At 68.3% G+C, this 18051-nt stretch carries 16 protein-coding genes and 1 tRNA gene; 10 read left to right on the top strand and 7 right to left on the bottom strand.

Annotated features, from left to right (window positions below):
- The first annotated feature begins 122 nt into the window (after nucleotides 1-122).
- Together SH203_RS00180 and SH203_RS00185 are read left to right on the top strand one after the other, a co-directional pair.
- Nucleotides 123-1436 (top strand): S8 family serine peptidase, encoded by a 1314-nt coding sequence (locus SH203_RS00180; protein WP_234989318.1) that lies wholly within the window; start codon nucleotides 123-125, stop codon nucleotides 1434-1436.
- An 89-nt stretch (nucleotides 1437-1525) separates the two neighbouring features.
- Nucleotides 1526-2212, top strand: a complete 687-nt coding sequence (locus SH203_RS00185; protein ID WP_087118877.1) for a hypothetical protein — start codon at nucleotides 1526-1528, stop codon at nucleotides 2210-2212.
- Nucleotides 2213-2341: 129 nt separating this feature from the next.
- On the opposite strand, the gene SH203_RS00190 is transcribed toward SH203_RS00185, so the two are convergent.
- From SH203_RS00190 to SH203_RS00195, 3 genes are all read right to left on the bottom strand, one after another.
- On the bottom strand, nucleotides 2342-4126 hold the full coding sequence (locus SH203_RS00190; RefSeq protein ID WP_200808746.1) for a S9 family peptidase: 1785 nt from the start codon (nucleotides 4124-4126) through the stop codon (nucleotides 2342-2344).
- Between the two features lie 24 nt (nucleotides 4127-4150).
- Nucleotides 4151-4276 carry a hypothetical protein gene (locus SH203_RS15830; protein ID WP_255376546.1) on the bottom strand — a complete coding sequence of 42 codons (126 nt, stop codon included), beginning with the start codon at nucleotides 4274-4276 and terminating at the stop codon, nucleotides 4151-4153.
- Nucleotides 4277-4473: 197 nt separating this feature from the next.
- Nucleotides 4474-4563, bottom strand: a tRNA-Ser gene (locus SH203_RS00195).
- A gap of 110 nt (nucleotides 4564-4673) precedes the next feature.
- Between SH203_RS00195 and SH203_RS00200 the strand changes: the two genes are divergently transcribed.
- The 5 genes from SH203_RS00200 to SH203_RS00220 are packed head-to-tail and all read left to right on the top strand — an operon-like array spanning nucleotide 4674 to nucleotide 8800.
- Complete coding sequence (locus SH203_RS00200; RefSeq protein ID WP_087118878.1) at nucleotides 4674-5567, top strand: septal ring lytic transglycosylase RlpA family protein; 894 nt, start codon at nucleotides 4674-4676, stop codon at nucleotides 5565-5567.
- Between the two features lie 38 nt (nucleotides 5568-5605).
- Nucleotides 5606-6238, top strand: a complete 633-nt coding sequence (gene tmk / locus SH203_RS00205; protein WP_087118879.1) for a dTMP kinase — start codon at nucleotides 5606-5608, stop codon at nucleotides 6236-6238.
- Nucleotides 6235-7227: a DNA polymerase III subunit delta' gene (locus tag SH203_RS00210; RefSeq protein WP_087118880.1), complete on the top strand. Its 993-nt coding sequence runs from the start codon at nucleotides 6235-6237 to the stop codon at nucleotides 7225-7227. The genes tmk and SH203_RS00210 overlap by 4 nt, the downstream gene beginning before the upstream one ends.
- Nucleotides 7227-8009, top strand: a complete 783-nt coding sequence (locus tag SH203_RS00215) for a TatD family hydrolase (RefSeq protein WP_087118881.1) — start codon at nucleotides 7227-7229, stop codon at nucleotides 8007-8009. Before SH203_RS00210 ends, SH203_RS00215 begins: the two co-directional genes overlap by 1 nt.
- Complete coding sequence (locus SH203_RS00220; protein ID WP_087118882.1) at nucleotides 8006-8800, top strand: MBL fold metallo-hydrolase; 795 nt, start codon at nucleotides 8006-8008, stop codon at nucleotides 8798-8800. The genes SH203_RS00215 and SH203_RS00220 overlap by 4 nt, the downstream gene beginning before the upstream one ends.
- Before the next feature lie 66 nt (nucleotides 8801-8866).
- Here SH203_RS00220 and recG read toward each other — a convergent pair whose 3' ends face one another.
- Nucleotides 8867-10954 carry an ATP-dependent DNA helicase RecG gene (recG, locus tag SH203_RS00225; RefSeq protein ID WP_087119514.1) on the bottom strand — a complete coding sequence of 696 codons (2088 nt, stop codon included), beginning with the start codon at nucleotides 10952-10954 and terminating at the stop codon, nucleotides 8867-8869.
- A gap of 146 nt (nucleotides 10955-11100) precedes the next feature.
- Here recG and SH203_RS00230 point away from each other — a divergent pair, with 146 nt between their 5' ends.
- On the top strand, nucleotides 11101-11427 hold the full coding sequence (locus tag SH203_RS00230; RefSeq protein ID WP_087118883.1) for a succinate dehydrogenase assembly factor 2: 327 nt from the start codon (nucleotides 11101-11103) through the stop codon (nucleotides 11425-11427).
- A complete protein-coding gene (gene mfd / locus SH203_RS00235; RefSeq protein ID WP_087118884.1) occupies nucleotides 11427-14873 on the top strand; it encodes a transcription-repair coupling factor in 3447 nt (1148 codons plus the stop codon). The genes SH203_RS00230 and mfd overlap by 1 nt, the downstream gene beginning before the upstream one ends.
- A gap of 7 nt (nucleotides 14874-14880) precedes the next feature.
- Here the strand turns inward: mfd and SH203_RS00240 are convergent, their stop codons facing one another.
- The gene (locus tag SH203_RS00240; RefSeq protein WP_087118885.1) at nucleotides 14881-16188 is read right to left on the bottom strand and encodes a diguanylate cyclase domain-containing protein; all 1308 of its coding nucleotides are present in this window, start codon (nucleotides 16186-16188) and stop codon (nucleotides 14881-14883) included.
- Nucleotides 16189-16390: 202 nt separating this feature from the next.
- Here SH203_RS00240 and SH203_RS00245 point away from each other — a divergent pair, with 202 nt between their 5' ends.
- Nucleotides 16391-17329 carry a YihY/virulence factor BrkB family protein gene (locus SH203_RS00245; protein WP_234989319.1) on the top strand — a complete coding sequence of 313 codons (939 nt, stop codon included), beginning with the start codon at nucleotides 16391-16393 and terminating at the stop codon, nucleotides 17327-17329.
- On the opposite strand, the gene SH203_RS00250 is transcribed toward SH203_RS00245, so the two are convergent.
- The gene (locus tag SH203_RS00250) at nucleotides 17289-17543 is read right to left on the bottom strand and encodes a sulfurtransferase TusA family protein (RefSeq protein WP_087118887.1); all 255 of its coding nucleotides are present in this window, start codon (nucleotides 17541-17543) and stop codon (nucleotides 17289-17291) included. The two genes, SH203_RS00245 and SH203_RS00250, sit on opposite strands and share 41 nt — an antisense overlap.
- Nucleotides 17540-18028, bottom strand: a complete 489-nt coding sequence (locus SH203_RS00255; RefSeq protein ID WP_087119515.1) for a CinA family protein — start codon at nucleotides 18026-18028, stop codon at nucleotides 17540-17542. The genes SH203_RS00250 and SH203_RS00255 overlap by 4 nt, the downstream gene beginning before the upstream one ends.
- Nucleotides 18029-18051 lie beyond the last annotated feature (23 nt).

Below are 18051 nucleotides of genomic sequence, written 5' to 3' on the forward strand. Positions count from 1 at the left end.
GCGGCATCCTTTTCCATGAGGGATGAAACGATTGCGCCCGGCCGTTTCATCCATGGCATATCCAGAACGTAACGCCGCGCGAGGCAAGACCGAAGTGGCGCGCGGCGGGTAAGGAGCCGACGATGACGTTGAAAGAGGCCTCGACCTGGATCGGTCTGGCGGTATTGACGCTGACGCCGATGGCAGCGGCTGTTCCGGCCCAGGCGCAGATCGGGCCGCTGCCGACGCCGATCCTGCCGAGCGCAGCGCAGGCGCTGCCCGATCGGCTGACGGCGGGGCTGGAAGGCGTCGATCGCCTGGCGCGTCAGACGGCGGACCAAGCCCTGACGGCGCCCGCGCGGCTGGCCCAGTTGGTCAGGCGCTCCGACGGGGCGTTGGAGGCCGATCCCCTGGGCTGGCCCGTGGTGCGCGGCGAGATCGTGACCCTGGACCTGTCGCCGTCCGCGCGCGCGCGGGCGGTGAGCGCAGGGTTCACCGTCTTACGCGAAGAGCGGCTGGAGGCGCTGGACATCGCCAGCCTGGTTCTGGCGCCGCCGCGTGGTCTGTCCCTGGCGCGGGCGGCCGCACTGCTGCGGCGATGGGACGCCGAGGCGGAGATCACCTTTAACCACGTCCACGACGTCGCCGGACCCCTGTCGGCGGCCGAAGGGGCGCGCGTGGCGGGCGACGGCGCGAGCGGAATCGGCGGAGAGGGCGTCACGCTGGGCCTCATCGATACGGGGGTGGAGGCGACCCATCCGGCCCTGACCGGTTCGCGGATCGTGCAGCGCGGATTCGCCGGGCCGCCGCGCATGGGCGCGCATGGTCTGGCGGTCGCCTCATTGATGGTCGGGCGCAGCGGACCTTTCGTCGGCGGCGCGCCGGGCGCCGATCTGCGCGTCGCCGACATCTATGGCGGACAGGCGGCGGGCGGGGCCTCCACCGCCCTGGCCCAGGCCATGGCGTGGATGGTCGAGCAACAGGCCGATGTGGTGAACATCAGCCTGGTTGGCCCGCGCAACGCCCTGGTCGAACGCGCGATCCAGCGTGCGCAGGCGCGCGGTCTGACGGTGGTGGCGGCGGTCGGCAACGACGGCCCGGCCGCCCCGCCGCTGTATCCGGCGGCCTATGACGGGGTGATCGGGGTCACGGCCGTCAATGCGCGCGACCAGGTCCTGCCCGAGGCGGGACGTGGCCCTCAGGTCGCCTTCGCCGCACCCGGCGCCGACATGGCCGCCGCCGCGCCGGCCGGCCGGTGGACGAGCGTGCGCGGCACCTCCTTCGCCGCCCCGATCGTGGCCGGTCTTCTGGCGCGCGAGGGCGAGGCCGCCCTGGCGAGAGACGCCAGGGACATAGGCGCGAGGGGACGCGACACGACCTATGGGCTGGGTTTGGTGGGCGTCGGTTCTCGCGTCGCGCCCCAGGCCATGGGCGCGCGTGGACGACTGTCGCGCTGAAAGATTTTTCGGCGGTCGGGATGAAATCGGCAAGGCGGGTCGTTGGACCCTGCGAGGGCGAAATGCCCGCGACATGCAGGAGACTGACGATGAAAAAGACCTTGATGACGGCGACCGTCGCTTTCGGCCTGGCTCTGGCCGGCGCGTCGCAGGCCCAGATTCTGGGCGGTTCCGACGGACTGACCGGGAACCTGACCGGCGGCCTGGGCGGCCAGGCGGGAAACATGACCGGAGGCCAGATCGGCGGCGCCGGCGCCCTGACCGGAGGCGTGACCGGATCGGTCGACGGCGCTCGCATTCGTGACGGCGTCGCCTCGACCGCCGACCGCACCCTGACCCGCGCCGAACGTCGCGCCCAGCAGGCCCGGGCTCGGGCAGGCGCCGCCGCCGAACGCACGCGCGCCGGAGCCGAAGACGCCGCCTTCGCCGCCCGCAACCGCGCCGCATCGACGGTCGCCGCCACCCAGGGCCAGGCCGAGGGCGCGCTGAACGGAGCCGTCAACGGCGTCGCCGGCGCCGCCGGATCGGCCCGCGCCGATGGCCAAGGTCAGGCGCAAGGCTCGGGGGTTCTGAACGGCGCCCTGTCCGGCGCCGGCGGCTCGGCCGCAGGCGCGACATCAGGCTCGGCGCACGGCGGGGCGTCTCAAGGCCAAAGCCCGACGCGCCAACGACATGCCTCCGCCAACGCCGGCGCGAACGGGTCGGCCTCCGCAGATCGCAACGGCGCCTCGGCCTCCGTCGGAGTCTCCGCCAGCGGCGGCGTTCGTCCCAACTAAGCCGTTCAACGATCAAACCTAGACGAGCCCCCGCCGACATGATCGGCGGGGTCTTTTGCATTCCAAGAGAGTATCGTTAAGTCATGGCTGCGGAACGTCTAATGGCCGGAAGATACGGGTGATCCTCAGTCATTGCGTCTTGCGAACATAGTGGTTCAAGAACTTCAGATACGCTTCCTGGGCCGTGATGCGATTGGCGCGGCGCTGGAAACCGTGGCCTTCGTCCGGGAAGAGCACATATTCGACCGGGACGTTGTTGGCGCGGACGGCGGCGACCAGTTCATCGCTTTCAACCTGGAGCACGCGCGGGTCATTGGCCCCCTGAACCACCAACATCGGGCGCTGGATATTCGAGGCGTGGAATAACGGAGAAATGCGACGGTGGCGCTCGGCGTCCGTGGCAGGATCGCCCATTTCGTCGAACAGGGCGGTGCGGTTGGCGCCCCACCAGGCCGGGATGGACTCCAGCGTTCTGACCCAATTGGTCACGCCGAAGATGTCGATCCCCGCATCGAAGGCTGTGGGATGGAAGGCCAGGGCCGCGGCGGTGATGTAGCCGCCATAGGAACCACCCATCACAGCGACCTGGTCGTCGGCGACCCAATCCTGTTCCCGCAGCCATTGACCGCCGGCGACGATGTCGCGCAGGTCCGCCTCGCCGTGGGCCTTGTCGTCCATGTGATAGAAGGTTTTGCCGTAACCCGACGAGCCCCGGTTGTTGGCGCCCAGGACCGCATAGCCATGGTTCACCAGATGCTGGACCATGGCCGAGTAACCGCGCCGCGTCTGGCCGCCGGGACCGCCGTGGACCAGCATGACGGCCGGGGCCGGATTGGCGGCCGAGGCGCCGATGGGGCGGTAGAGGACAGCCGGCACCATGACGCCCCCTTCGCCCGGGTAGCGAACGATGGTCGCTTCGACCAGGACGTTCTCGTCGATGGCGGGATTCAGGGCCGTGGTCAGGCGACGGGTCTGGCCGGTCGTCAGGTCGCCGACGAAGACATCGCCGGGCGAGGTGTCGGACGAGACGGTGAAGGCGATGCGGCTCTCGTCCTTGTTGAAACGGATCGCGCCGATGTCGCCGTCGGGCAGGCCGGTCAAGGTGACGGGGCGACCTGTCGTGGTATCCAGTAGGGTCAGTTCGGTCTTGGCGTCGGCGTTGACGGCCGACACCCGATAGCGGCCAGACGGTGAGAAGCTGACGAACATCACGTCCCAGTCGGCGGCGATGTATTGGGCCATCTCTCCGGTGGCGACGTCGCGACGCCAGGCCTGGTTCCACTCTCCATGTTCGTTGGTGGCCAGGATCAGAGACCGGCTGTCGGCGGTGAAGCCGTAGGCGGAATAGGCCACATTGCCGGTGTGTTCCGTCACCAGAACAGGTTTCTTGTCGTCCTGAAGATCCACCAGATAGACATCCGAGTTGGCGCTGGAGATCGACTTGTTCAGCGCGACCCAGCGGCCGTCCGGGGAAATGGCCGAGACGTTCATGTTCGGGTTCTCGAACAGCAGGGTTGTCTCATAGGTGGTGGGATTGACGGCATAGACGTCAAATACGCTGGCATCGCGCGCGTTCGACGTGATCCAGAATGTCGAACGGTCGCTTGACCAGCCGAGCAGGTCCGCCTTGACCGCATCGCCCGGCGTCAGGTCGCGCATCGCGCCATCCAGCTCGCGCACGTAGATGTGGGTCAACTCGCTGCCGCCGCCGCCAGAATCGGCGGTGAGCAGGACGCGGGTGTCGTTGGGGAAATAACTTGCCCCCAAGGTAGCGACCCCGGTCGAGTTGCTGAGCGGTACGGGGGCGCCGCCTGAGGCTGGAAGGGCATAAGCGTTGAATACGCCGGTCGCATCCGACGAGATCAGGATCGACCGACCGTCGGGCGACCAGCCCAGGCCAGCGGAATAGGACATGCCGTAGCTGGTCGTCTCGAAGAACTAGGCGGCGGTGTAAGTCGGATGGGCGGCGGTCTCCTGCTGGACCGCCGGAGCGTCGGTCGTCGCAGCCAAGGCGGGCGAGGCCGCAACGAGGGCCAAAACCGAGACGAGACAGATTGCACGCATAATAGAAATCTCCTTGGGCGCCCCAAGGATTACGTTCGCGATGCCGCAGAGCAACAGTCCAAGCTTAATCTATCAGAGATTTAATGGACGCAGATCAGGATTGTGCGCATCCCGGCGTGACAAGCAACCGAGGCTCCTAAACGCAAATCTACTGGCGAGTGTATCGCCGAGTATCGGTCGAAACTTCTAGACGTAAATGGCGGAAGCGGTGGGATTCGAACCCACGGACGGCTCACACCGTCGCTGGTTTTCAAGACCAGTGCCTTAAACCACTCGGCCACACTTCCTCGCCGCGTCGAGCGGAGCGGACGCCATAGCAGGGGATGGGGGCGTTAACCAAAGCGGAAATGTCTTCGCTCATCCTGTTTTTACGACGGCGGAGACGAAGGCGAGGCGGATGACGGCTGGACGATGGATGCGCGGCGCCCTGGTGCTGGGGCTGTTCTCGCTGCTGGCGGCCTGTTCCAGCCTGGGCGGCGGGCGCGGCGCGGGGGGCGTTCCCGTGGTCAAGGACCCTGCGCCCATCGTTTCGGGCACGATGCGGCCCTATCAGGTGCGCGGGCGGTGGTACACGCCCAAGGATCAGCCGAATTATGACGAGGTGGGGATGGCGTCCTGGTACGGGGACGCCTTCAACGGACGACCTACCTCGACCGGCGAACGGTTCGATATGCATGCGCTGACGGCGGCGCATAAGACCCTGCCGCTGCCGGGACTGGTCGAGGTGACGAATCTGACGAACGGGCGGCGGATCGTGGCGCGGGTCAACGACCGGGGTCCGTTCGTGGACGGACGGATCATCGACCTGTCGCGTGAGGCGGCGGACGAACTGGATATGCGGCGCGAGGGCGTGGCGCGGGTGCGGGTGCGCTATCTGGGCCAGGCGCCGCGTCTGGGCGGCGGGACGGTCCTGAGGGCCGAGGCGCCGAGGGCCGTCGAAACGCAACCCGTGCAGATGGCGGCGGTTCAGCCGGCGCCGATCCAGACGACGCCCCAACCCTATCAGGCGCCCCAACCCATCTATCAGGCGCAGCCGGCCTATGCGCCGCCGCAAGCCGCCCCGGCCGTTTCGATCGGCGGGTCCTATTGGGTTCAGGCGGGCGCCTTCCGCGATCCGGGCGCGGCGCAACGAATCGCCGACCGGCTGGGCGCGCGGGCCAAGGTGGACGAGGCCGGCGGCGGATACCGCGTTCTGGTCGGGCCTTGGATCGACCAGGCGGCGGCCGAGAGCGCCCGTCAGGCGGTCATGGCGCGTGGATATGCCGACGCCCTGTTGATATCCGGCGGCTAAGGCTTGCCACCCGCGCTGCGGACGCCATTAGTGCGCCCGTGACCCGTGGACGTTTCATCACCTTCGAGGGCGGCGAGGGCGCCGGCAAGTCGACCCAGGTCGGGCGGCTGGTCGAGCGGCTGAATCCTGTGCTGGGCGACCGGCAGGTGGTCCGCACGCGCGAGCCGGGCGGGTCGAGGGGCGCCGAGGTGATCCGCAATCTGGTGGTGGCCAACGAGGCCGAGCCGTGGTCGGCCATGACCGAGACCCTGCTGATGTATGCGGCGCGGTCGGATCATCTGGAGCATACGGTGCGACCGGCCTTGGCGGCGGGTGACTGGGTGGTGTGCGATCGGTTCGCCGATTCGAGCCGCGCCTATCAGGGGGCGGGCGGCGGCGTGGCCCAGAGCTTCATCGAACAGATCGATGCGGGCGTGGTCGGGGCGGACCAGCCGGATCTGACCCTGGTGTTCGACCTGCCGGTCGAGGTGGGTCTGGAACGCGCCTTCGGGCGGGGACTGTTCGAGACGCGGTTCGAATCCAAGGGGCTGGCCTTCCACCAGCGGCTGCGCGAGGGGTTCCTGAGGATCGTCGAGGCCCATCCCGAACGTTGCGTGCTGATCGATGCGGTCGGATCGCTGGACGAGGTCGAGGCGCGGGTCTGGCGGGCGGTTCAGGATCGGCTGCTGTGAGCGAGGATCATCCGCGCGACCGGTTCGATCTGGTCCCCGATGCGGCGGCCGAGACGGCGTTTCTGGACGCCTGGGAGCGGGGGCGGCTGCACCACGCCTGGCTGTTGTGCGGGGTGGAGGGTGTGGGCAAGGCGACCTTCGCCTATCGTGCGGCGCGACGGCTGCTGGGGGCGGCGGCCGATCCGGGGCGCGGGCTGTTGGGCGCGCGTCGTGACGATCCGGTCAGCCGGCTGATCTCGGCCCAGGCCCATCCCGATCTTCTGGTGCTGGAACGGCTGGTCGAAGGGGGCAAGACCAAGAAGTCGATCTCGGTCGATCAGTCCCGCGAACTGCCTGAGTTCTTCTCCAAAAGTCCGTCCCAGGCCCAGCATCGGGTGGCGATCATCGACGCCGCCGATGACCTGAACGTCAACGCCGCCAACGCCTTGCTGAAAGTTCTTGAGGAACCGCCTGAGCGGGGCGTGCTGTTCCTCGTGACCCATGCGCCGGGGCGGTTGCTGGCCACCATCCGCTCGCGCTGTCGGCGGTTGAGCTTTCCGATCTGGACGCCGGATCGGCTGGAGACGCTGGTGCGCAACCGGACGGGCGTGGAGCGCGAGGACGCCGAACACGCGGCGGCCATGGCGGGGGGATCGCCGGGCGCGGCCCTGGCGCTGGCGTCGGGGGCGACCTTCGAAATGGATCAGCTGGCGCGGCGCTGGGTCGAGGGCGACATCGACCGGGCCGCAGCCCTGGCGGTCGCCGACAAGTTCCGGGGCGCCGAGGGGCAGGAACGGTTCGAGGTGCTGATGGATCGGCTGATTTCGGCGGTGAAGATGCGCGCGCTGGACGGCGCGCCGGGCGGCGGTCCTCGCTGGGCCGATCTGTGGGAGCGGTTGCAGCCCCTGCCGGAGCGGACGGCGGGTCTGAACCTGGATCGCGGCGACGTGCTGGCGGGCGCCCTGGCCGACATCCGGCGGGTCCAGGCGCAGCAGGGGCGGATGGGCTGATGCTGATCGACAGCCATGTGAACCTGCACGCGCCGCAGTTCGACGAGGACCGGGACGCGGTGATCGCGCGGGCGCGCGCGTCCGGGGTCGGACTGATGGTCGAAATCTCGGACAAGCTGACGACCTTCGAGGCGACGCACGGGATCGCCGTGGCCCATGACGACATCTGGTGTACGGTCGGGGTTCATCCGCACGAGGCGAAGGATGCGGCGGACCTGACGGCCTCTACGCTGATCGAACTGGCGCAGCGGCCGAAGGTGGTCGGGATAGGCGAATGCGGGCTGGATTTCCACTATGACCTCAGCCCGCGCGAGGTTCAGGCGGTGGTGTTTCGCCAGCATGTCGCGGCGGCGCGGGAAACCGGCCTGCCGCTGGTGATCCACACGCGCGAGGCGGACGATGTGATGGCGGAAATCCTGCGCGAGGAATACGCCGCGGGGCCGTTCAAGATGTTGATGCACTGCTACACAAGCGGGGCGGAACTGGCGAAGATCGCTGCGGAAATGGGGGCGTGGTTCTCGGTGTCGGGCATCGCCACCTTCAAGGCCGCCGAGGATGTGCGGGCCGTGATCCGAGACATGCCGGGCGACCGGATCATCGTCGAGACCGACTGCCCCTATCTGGCGCCCATACCGCACCGGGGACGGCGCAACGAGCCGGCCTATATCGGCCATGTGCTGGACAAGCTGGCCGAAATCCGGGGCTGGAGCGCCGAGGAGGCGGACAGACGCACGACCGAGGCCTTCTTCGGCCTGTTCGACCGGATACCGAGGCCGGCATGAGTTTCGAGGTCGTCATCCTGGGCAGCGGGTCGTCGGGCGGGGTGCCGCGCGGCGACGGCGACTGGGGCGCCTGCGATCCGACCGAGCCGAAGAACCGCCGCACCCGCTGTTCGATGCTGGCGAAGAAGGCCGGGCCGGATGGCGTGACCAGCATCCTGATCGACACCTCGCCGGACCTGCGCGAACAGATGCTGGCCAGCGGGACCAGACATGTGGACGCCATACTCTATACCCACGACCACGCTGACCAGACCCACGGGATCGACGATCTGCGGACCTTCGCCGCGCGCGCGCGAAAGCGGATTCCGGCCTGGATGGACGAGGCGACGCGGACATCGCTGACGCATCGGTTCGACTATATCTTCGAGACCAAGCTGGGCTATCCGCCGCTGCTTGAGGCGCGAACCATTCCGCCGCATGGGGTGGAGTGGTCGGTAGAAGGGGCGGGCGGGGCGATCCCCGTCAAAACCTTCGATCAGGCGCACGGACCGATCCGCTCCGTTGGATACCGGCTGGGCGACATGGCCTATTCCAGCGACGTGTCGGACCTGGACGAGGCGGCGCTGAAGGCGGTGGCGGGCTGTCAGGTCTGGGTCGTGGACGCCCTGCGCTATGCGCCGCATCCGACCCACGCCCACCTGGACCGCGCGCTGGAATGGATCGCCGCCGCCGATGTGGAGCGGGCCGTGCTGACGAACCTGCATATCGACATGGATTACAAGGCGTTGTCGGCGCTTGTTCCGGCGAATGTCGAAGTCGGGTTCGACGGCTGGAGCGGGATGATTGGCTAACGGCTTGCTCCCACCCCCGTCATCCTCGGGTCAAGCCCGAGGATGACGGGGGTGGGTAGATCGGGCTCAGTCGCTTCCCGCCTTGTGGCCCTTCCAGTCGAACAGTTCTTCCAAAACCTGCACCGCCTGGCCGCGTTCGGAGGTCAGGTCGGGGTCGCGGTTCAGGATCAGGCGGGCATCGTCGGCGGCGGCCAGCATCAGGCTGCGGTGCCTGATCGGGTCGGCGAAGCGGTAGGCAGGGAAGCCGCTCTGTTTCAGGCCCAGCGGATCGCCGCCGCCGCGCAGGCGGAAATCCTCTTCCGCGATGACGAAGCCGTCTTCGGTGCGGCGCAGGGTTTCCAGCCGTTCCTTGGCCGTTTCCCCGAGGGCGCCGTCCTGACCGCCGTACAGCAGGATGCAGGAACTGGCCTTCGATCCACGACCGACACGGCCCCGCAGTTGGTGCAACTGGGCCAGGCCGAAACGGTCGGCGTGTTCGATGACCATGATGGAGGCGTTGGGCACATCGACCCCGACCTCGACGACCGTGGTGGCCACCAGGACCGGCAGGCGGCCGTCGGCGAAGTCGGCCATGACGGCCTCACGCTCGGCGCCGGGCATCTGGCCATGGGCGAGCCCGATCTCGACGCCCAGCAGACGGCGCAGGTCGTCGGCGCGGTCGACGGCGGCGGCCAGATCGATGGCCTCGGATTCCTCGACCAGAGGACAGATCCAATAGGCCTGGGCGCCGCTCTCGACGGCGGTCTTCAGCCGGGCGGCGACCTCGCCTATGCGGGCCAAGGGCAGGACGGCGGTGGTGACGGGCGTGCGGCCGGGCGGTTTCTCCATCAGACGGCTGACCTCCAGCTCGCCGTACTGGGTCAGCTCCAGCGTGCGGGGGATGGGGGTGGCCGACATGGTCAGCAGGTGGACGGCGCCCAGACGCGGGTCGCCCTTGGCCTGAAGCCGCTGGCGCTCATTGACGCCGAAACGGTGCTGCTCGTCGATGACGGCCAGGGCCAGCCGGTCGAAGCGGACGGCGTCCTGGAACAGGGCGTGGGTGCCGATGGCGACCTGGGCTTGGCCCGAAGCGAGGGCGGCCAGTTTCTCGCGCCGCTGGCCGTTGGTGTCGCGGCCGGTCAGCAGGATGGAGGCCACGCCTGCGGTCTCCAGAAGCGGGCCGAGCTTTTCGTAATGCTGACGGGCCAGGATTTCGGTCGGGGCCATCAAGGCGGACTGGAAACCGCTGGCCGCCGCGTCGGCCAGGGCGAGGGCCGCGACGGCGGTCTTGCCCGACCCGACATCGCCCTGCAGCAGGCGCCCCATCTGTTTGCCGTCGGCCAGATCGCGACGGACTTCGGCGACGGCCTGGGCCTGGGCGTCGGTCAGTTGGAAAGGCAGGGCCTGAAGCAGACGGTCGGATGCCGGGCCGGGGGCGATGACCGGCGCGGGCTTGATCTCGCGCGCACGGCGACGGCGGGCGAGCGCCAGTTGGTGCGCCAGGAACTCGTCATAGGCCAGCCGCTGTCGGGCGGGCGCATCGGGCGATAGATCGGGCTCGCCGGCGGGGGCGTGAAGCGCATCCAGCGCGGCGCGCCAGGACAGCCAGCCCTGTTTCTTCAGCCAGGCGGCGTCCTGCCATTCGGCCAGATCGGGGGCGGCGGGCAGGGCGGCCTGGACCAGCTTTCGCAGCTGGCGCGACGTCAGGCCCTGCGTCGCCGGATAGACGGGCTCGGAGGCGGGGATGTCAGCCGCCTTGTCCACCGTGACGATGTCCGGGTGAACGATCTGGACCTCGCCATTGAAGCGTTCGACCTTGCCCGAGACCAGCCGCGTCTCGCCGCGCGGCAGCAGCCGGTCGATATGCTGGGCCGAGCCGCCGAACCAGACCAGATGGACGAAACCGGTGGGATCGGTCGCCCGCACCTTCAGCGGGGCGCCGGGGCGGCTGGCGACGAACAGTCGGTCGATGGCGACTTCGAATATGCCGACCTCGCCGTCTACGGCGTCGGCGGCCTGCATCGGACGGCGGACGATTACGCCCGACGGCGACAGGAAGACCAGATCGCGCACTAGCGGACCGGCGACCTTCTGCACCAGCGGCAGAGCACGCGGACCCACGCCCTTCAGGGTCGAAACCTCGGCGAACAGGGGAAAGAGACTCGGCGGGCGCATCGCCGTGAACATAGCGTGACCATGATGGGTGGCGAAACAGGGCGAGGAACGCTATCTGCGCTTCTTCCATTCCTGGTGCGCTAACGCTCGCCGCGCGGCGGTTCGCTGTCTGAGCGCATCGGCATATTCAACGGGCAAGGATTCTTGTGGCCGAAATCGACGCGCGCCCCGAAGGCGAAATGACCCAGGAACGCCGGCAACGGCTGGGCCGCATCCAGTTCCGGTCCTGGCGGCGGGGATTCCGCGAGGCGGACATGGCTCTGGGGCCGTTCTCGGATCAGGTGGCGCCGACCCTCAGCGACGCTGAGTTGGACGAGTATGAGCGGCTGATCGCGGAGGAAGACCAGTGGCTCTATGGTTGGATCATCGAACGTGAGCCGACGCCGCCGGAGTTCGAAACCACGGTGATGGCCAAGGTGCGGGCCTTCATGCGCGCCCATGTCGCGGCCGAAGTCAGCAAGGGTATCGGTTGATGGATCAGCGGGTGATGCGGATCGACGCCGATCTGGGCGGGGCGCCGGAGGGGCTGGACGCCCTGATTACGGCCGAACGGTTGAAGGCGGCGGGCGGTGTCGCCCTGTTCGTCGCGCGGGATTATCAGCGGTCCGGCGCCTTCGTTCAGGCGTTTCAGTTCTTCTCGCAAGATATTGAAGTGCTGGAATATCCGGCATGGGACTGCCTGCCCTATGACCGGCTAAGCCCGACGGCGGGCATCGCGGCCCAGCGGATGGCGACCCTGACGCGGCTGGCCCGGCGCAAGCCCGGAGATGCGCCTGTGCTGGTTGTCACCACCATTTCGGCGGCCATGCAGCGGACGCCGCCCCGGTCCGTGACCTTGCAGGCGGGGTTCGAAACCAAGGTCGGACGCGACCTCGATATTCAGGCGCTGGAGCGGTATTTCGCCGCCAACGGCTATGTCCGCGCCTCGACGGTTTCGGAACGCGGCGAGTTCGCGGTGCGCGGCGGGGTGGTGGACGTCTATCCGCCGGGCTTCGCCGAGCCGGTGCGGCTGGACATGTTCGGCTCCGAGCTGGAATCGATCCGCACCTTCGATCCCGAAACCCAGCGTTCGACGGGGCAGATGAAGGCGGTTTCGCTGGCGCCGGTGTCGGAAGCCCTGCTGGACGCCGAGGCCATTTCGCGGTTCCGCACCGGCTATCTGAACCTGTTCGGGGCGCCGGGCGACGATCCCCTGTATGCGACGATCAGCGAGGGCGCGCGGCGTCAAGGCATGGAGCAGTGGCTGCCGCTGTTCTACGAGACGCTGGACACCCTGTTCGACTATCTGCCGGATCAGGCGCAGGTCTTCCTGGACAATCAGGTCGAAACGGCGCGCGGCGAGCGGTGGGACCTGGTCGCCGACGCCTATGAGGCGCGGGCAGAGGCGGCGCGGGCGAAGGGCGGGGCGGTGGCCAATCGGGCCTTGCCGCCGAAACAACTCTATATGGATGCGGGCGACTGGAACCAGGCGCTGGCGGGCCGAGCCGTGCGGCGGTTCACGCCCTTCTCGAACGGCGGAGAGGACGCTGGCGGGCGGCTGGGGCGGACGTTCGCCGCCGAGCGCGCGCAGGACAGCGTCAATCTGTTCCAGGCCGTCGCCGATCACGCCCAGGCGCTGAAGGCGGACGGGCGGCGCGTTCTGTTCGCCAGCTGGACCGAAGGCTCGTCCGAGCGGCTGGCGACCATGTTGGCCGATCACGGTCTGGATCACATCGTCGCCGTGCGTGAATGGGCCGATGTTCAGACCGCGCCGAAGGATTTGTATCTGCGCGGGGTTCTGCCGGTCGAGCATGGTTTCGTCACCGACGATGTGGCGGTGATCTCCGAGACCGACATCCTGGGCGACCGGCTGGCGCGGCCGCGCAAGAAACGCCGCGCCTCGAACTTCCTGGCCGAGGCCTCGGCCCTGACGACCGGCGATCTGGTGGTCCATCTGGATCACGGCATCGGCCGCTACGAGGGCTTGAAGACGCTGGATATCCAGCAGGCGCCCCACGACTGTCTGGAGCTGATGTACGCCGGGGAGAGCAAACTCTATCTCCCGGTCGAGAACATCGACCTTCTGACCCGCTACGGCTCGGATTCCGAAGGGGCGCAGCTGGATCGGCTGGGCGGGGCGGGGTGGCAGGCGCGCAAGGCCAAGGCCAAGGAGCGGCTGCGCGCCATGGCCGAGGGGCTGATCGCCCTGGCCGCCAAGCGGGCGCTGCGCGAGACGGAGGCCGTGACTCCGCCGCCGGGCCTGTTCGCCGAATTCTGCGCGCGCTTCCCCTATGAGGAGACGGACGATCAGCTGAACGCCATCGGCGACGTGCTGGAGGATCTGGGCAAGGGCGTGCCGATGGATCGCCTGATCTGCGGCGATGTCGGTTTCGGCAAGACCGAGGTGGCGCTGCGGGCCGCCTTCGTCGTGGCCATGACCGGGCAGCAGGTGGCGGTGGTGGCCCCGACGACCCTGTTGGCGCGCCAGCACTACAAGACATTCACCGAACGATTCGCGGGCTGGCCGGTCAAGGTGCGCCAGCTGTCGCGGATGGTGACGGGCAAGGAGGCGACGGAGACGCGCGCCGGTCTGAAGGACGGCTCTGTCGAGATCGTGGTCGGCACCCATGCGGTTCTGGCCGAACAGGTCGGCTTCCGCGATCTGGGCCTGGTGATCGTGGACGAGGAGCAGCATTTCGGCGTCAAGCACAAGGAGAAGCTGAAGACGCTGCGGGCCGACGTGCATCTGCTGACTCTGACCGCCACGCCGATCCCGCGCACCCTGCAGATGGCCCTGACCGGCATTCGCGAAATGTCGATCATCGCCACGCCGCCGGTCGACCGTCTGGCGGTGCGGACCTATGTGACGCCGTGGGACCCGGTGCTGGTGCGCGAGGCCTTGCTGCGCGAGAAATATCGCGGGGGGCAGGCCTACTATGTCGCGCCGCGCCTGAAGGACCTGCCGGACATCGAGAAGTTCCTGCGCGAGCAGGTCCCGGAGGTGAAGTTCGTCGTCGGCCACGGCCAGATGAGCGCGACCCAGCTGGAGGAGGTGATGAGCGCCTTCTACGACGGGGAATACGATGTGCTGGTCTCGACCACCATCGTCGAGAGCGGGTTGGATATTCCGACGGCAAACACGCTGGTCGTCCACCGCGCCGACATGTTCGGCCTGGCGCAACTCTACCAGATCCGGGGGCGCGTTGGCCGGTCCAAGGCGCGGGCCTTCGCCTATCTGACCTCCGATCCGATCAAGCCGATGACCCTGTCGGCCGAGCGGCGCCTGCAGGTTCTGCAGTCGCTGGACAATCTGGGGGCCGGTTTCCAGCTGGCCAGCCACGACCTGGATCAGCGGGGCGGCGGCAATCTGCTGGGCGACGAACAGTCTGGCCACATCCGCGAGGTGGGCGTCGAACTGTATCAGCAGATGCTGGAGGACGCGGTCGCCGAGCTGAAGGAGAAGGGCGAGGGCGTGGCGGTGGATCGCGGCTGGTCGCCGTCGATCAATGTCGGCGCTTCGGTCCTAATTCCAGAGGATTACGTGCCAGACCTGAACGTGCGTCTGAGCCTTTATCGCCGTCTGTCCGACGCCGAGCAGAGCGAGGATCGCGAAGCCCTGGCCGCCGAGTTGATCGACCGTTTCGGGCCGCTGCCGGACGAGGCGCAGCAGCTGCTGAAGATCGTCGGCATCAAGTCGAACTGCCGCCGCGCCTGTATCGAGAAGATCGACATCGGGCCGCGCGGGGCGGTGCTGACGCTGCGGGACAACAGCTTCCCCAATCCGGTCGGGTTGGTGGGGCTGATCCAGAAGAACCACGCCTTCTGGAAGATCAGGCCGGATCAGAAGATCGTGGTGTCGGGCGACTGGCCGACGGCCGAGGATCGGCTGAAGGTGGCCGAACGGATCACCGCCGATCTGGCGCGGGTGGCGGGGGCGTAAAGCCTCCTCAGCGCGTCTTTTCGTACAGGTCGGCAGAGGCGCGTTCCAAAAGGACGGCGGCGCTTTCGTCCGGCCGCATCTCGGCAGCGCCCACGTCGAATTCGGCGACGAACGGCGAACGGTCCGGGCCGGCGTCGAAGGCCGTGCAGCCGATGACGGCAGCGATCCGCTCGGCGGCTAACCGCGCCGGTTCGGCATGGGTGGCGGGCAGGGCCAGGGCGAAGACCTCCTTGGCCAGCCGCGCCGGCGTATCCTCCACACGGACCAGACGCGAGACCATCGCCCCGATCTGGGGCATGGCGCGGTCCAGCCAGCCGCCCTGGCGCGCCCAGGTGACGGCCTCGGTCTCTCGCACCCGCAGGACGCAGACCGACAAGGGGCGTTTGCGCGCCCGTGACGCCTCGGCCACGCGCGCCAGATGGCCGGCGAACAGTTCGGGGGTGAACAGGCCCGTCTCGGGGTCCATCAGCTCCAGACTGCGGACCGAATCCAGCGTCCTTCGGATGCCCAGATGGGTGCGGTGAGCGCCGGCCAGCGCCAGAATCCGCTCGGCCGTCTCGCCTTCCGGCGTATCGACCGAGGCGACGTCGGCGAAGCCGCGATTGAACAGCTCCGACAGGCTGATCTCGTTCCTGCCGCGCAGATAGAGCATCAGCGGGATGTGATAGAGGCGGGTGTTGCGCTTCATGCCCGCCGCGATGGACAGGGCCGGGGCGTGATCCTGGGCGCCCCACAGGACGGCGGCGTCGAAGGGGCTTTCGTGCAGATAGTCGAAAGCGGTGTAGGGGGTCGGGGCGGCGATCACCTCGACGCCTGCGGCGGTCAGGGCGTTGGACAGGGCCAGGAAGCGGCGGTCGGCCACCCCGGCGGCCAGAACACGCAACGGGGCGTCGTCATGGGGGCGGGCGTCCAGCGTCACGCCGCGCGTGGCGAAGGTGGCGACGCGCAGGCGAAACTCTTCCTCGGCGATGGCGGCGCGGCCCAACTGCTCCAGCCGAAGCGCCGCCTGGGCGGGATGGGGCGGCACCGACATGGTCATGTCGGCGCCGTCGATGCTGTCGGGTCGGGCGCCGATCACCAGAATGGGCAGGCGGCGGGGTTCGGCGGCGGCGCGCAGGCGAAGGGCGACGTCCTCGCCCATGCTCTGGATGTCGACGACGGCCGCCTCCAAAGGGAAGTCCTTCAGCGTCATCTCGCCCGAGACGACGTCGCGCGCCGTCACCGTGCGCCACCCCAAGGCGTCCAGCCCGGCGGCGAGCGGCCCGATCCGGCCGTCGTCGGCCGCCAGGATCAATACGCGCGCGTCGAAAGCCAAGCCGGTCGTCTCCGTAAGCCGCCGCGCCCCGGTCGGGCGCGACGCGGGCGGACCATACCGACGAGGGTGTTAAGGATGCAATGTCACGACCGGCCTCGTCGCGCCTTCGTCGTGGAAAGACCGTCCTCACGCGGATGAGACTTTCACCGACGACGGAATCCGCTAGGTTCCGCCGCTTGCAGTAACGGTTGTGGGGACCGGCTTGAGCGAACAGCTGACACGATCGGTGCTGAAGGCGCCCGGATTCTGGGGCGGACTGGCCGTCAGGGCCTTTACCCGCAGTTGGGGGCGCGACGTCATGCTCTATACGGGCGGGGTGTCGTTCTTCGCCCTGCTGGCGGTGTTTCCGGCCATCGCCATCCTGATCGGCTTCTACAAGCTGGGTCTGTCGATCAGCGAGGTCAGCGCCCAGGCGGCCGCGCTGTCGGACCTGTTGCCCAACGCCGCGCAGACCATTTTTCAGGACGAGATCGCCCGGTTGAGCAACGCCTCGGCCCGCACCGTCTCGGCCCAGAGCGCCTTCGCCCTGTTCGTCGGGGCCTATGCCGCGCATAGGGGATTCAAGGCGTTGTTGGCGGGACTGAACCTGATTCATGACGAGACGGAGCCGCACGGTTTCTTCAAGTTCAATCTGCTGGCCTTCTTCGTCGCCGTCGTCGCCTTCGCCCTGTTCACCGTGGTTTCGGGCGCGGTGGTGACGGTGCGGATACTGGCCCATGCCTCATTCGCCGCCTCGGGGGCGCCGGATCGCGCCATGGCGCCGCTGGATGACTTCCTGCCCGCCATCGGCCTGGCGATCGGCCTGACGCTGCTCTATCGCTACGCCATGAGCCACCGGACGCCGGTCGCCTGGCTGCCGGCCGCCGTGGGCGGTCTGGTGGCCACGCTGATGTCGGTGGTGTCGTCCTGGCTGTGCGCCATCTATGTCGAGCAGATCGCGCCGCTGGGGGCCACCTATGGGTCGGTCGGCGCGGTGGTGGTGCTGCTGATCTGGCTGTCGTGGAACGTCAACGCCATCTTCTATGGCGGCGCCTTCGCCACCGAAATGGAGCTGGCCGCCAAGAAACAGGCGGATCAGGAGGCGGCGCCGGCCAGCGTGGTCAATCTGTCGGAGCGTCGAGCCAGCCGCCGGTCTCGATAGTAAGGCGTAAACCTCCGTCCGCCTCTTCGATGGCGACGACCTTTCCGCCCTTCTGAGACATCATAAAAGGCACGTCGATCCGGGCCATCGGATCGGTCGCCAACAGGACGAATCGCGCGCCGGGGACGGCGTCCTGCATCGCCTTCATCAGTCTGAGGCTGGGGACGGGGCAGCGATGGCCGCGCGCGTCGACGACGACGGGGGCGTCGCTCACGCCAGTCGGTCCGCCAGCAGTTCCAGCGCCACGCGCACACTGGCCAGGCGCACGGCGTCGCGGCCGATGCCGCCGAACCGCATCTCGCGGTGGACGACGCCCGATGGACCGCACGCCGCGAAATGAACGAGGCCGACCGGCTTCTCCTTCGATCCGCCGCCTGGCCCGGCCACGCCAGTGACGGACACCGACACCTGCGCCCGCGAGCGAGCCGCCGCGCCGGTCGCCATGGCCCGGGCCGTCGCTTCGGACACCGCGCCGTGGTGGATCAAGGTGTCTTCGGGCACGTCCAGCATCTGCATCTTGGCGTCGTTGCTGTAGGTGACGAAGCCGCGATCCAGGACGGCGGACGATCCGGGAACGGCCGTCAGGGCGGCGGCGACCAGTCCGCCGGTGCAACTTTCGGCCGTCGCCGCCATCAGGCCGCGTTCGGTCGCGATTGCGACGATCTGTTGCGCCAGGCGCTGGATGTCTTCGGGGAACATGGGCTTTCCATAGGCCGCGAACC

Source organism: Brevundimonas sp. SH203, from assembly GCF_002157625.1.
GTDB lineage: Bacteria > Pseudomonadota > Alphaproteobacteria > Caulobacterales > Caulobacteraceae > Brevundimonas.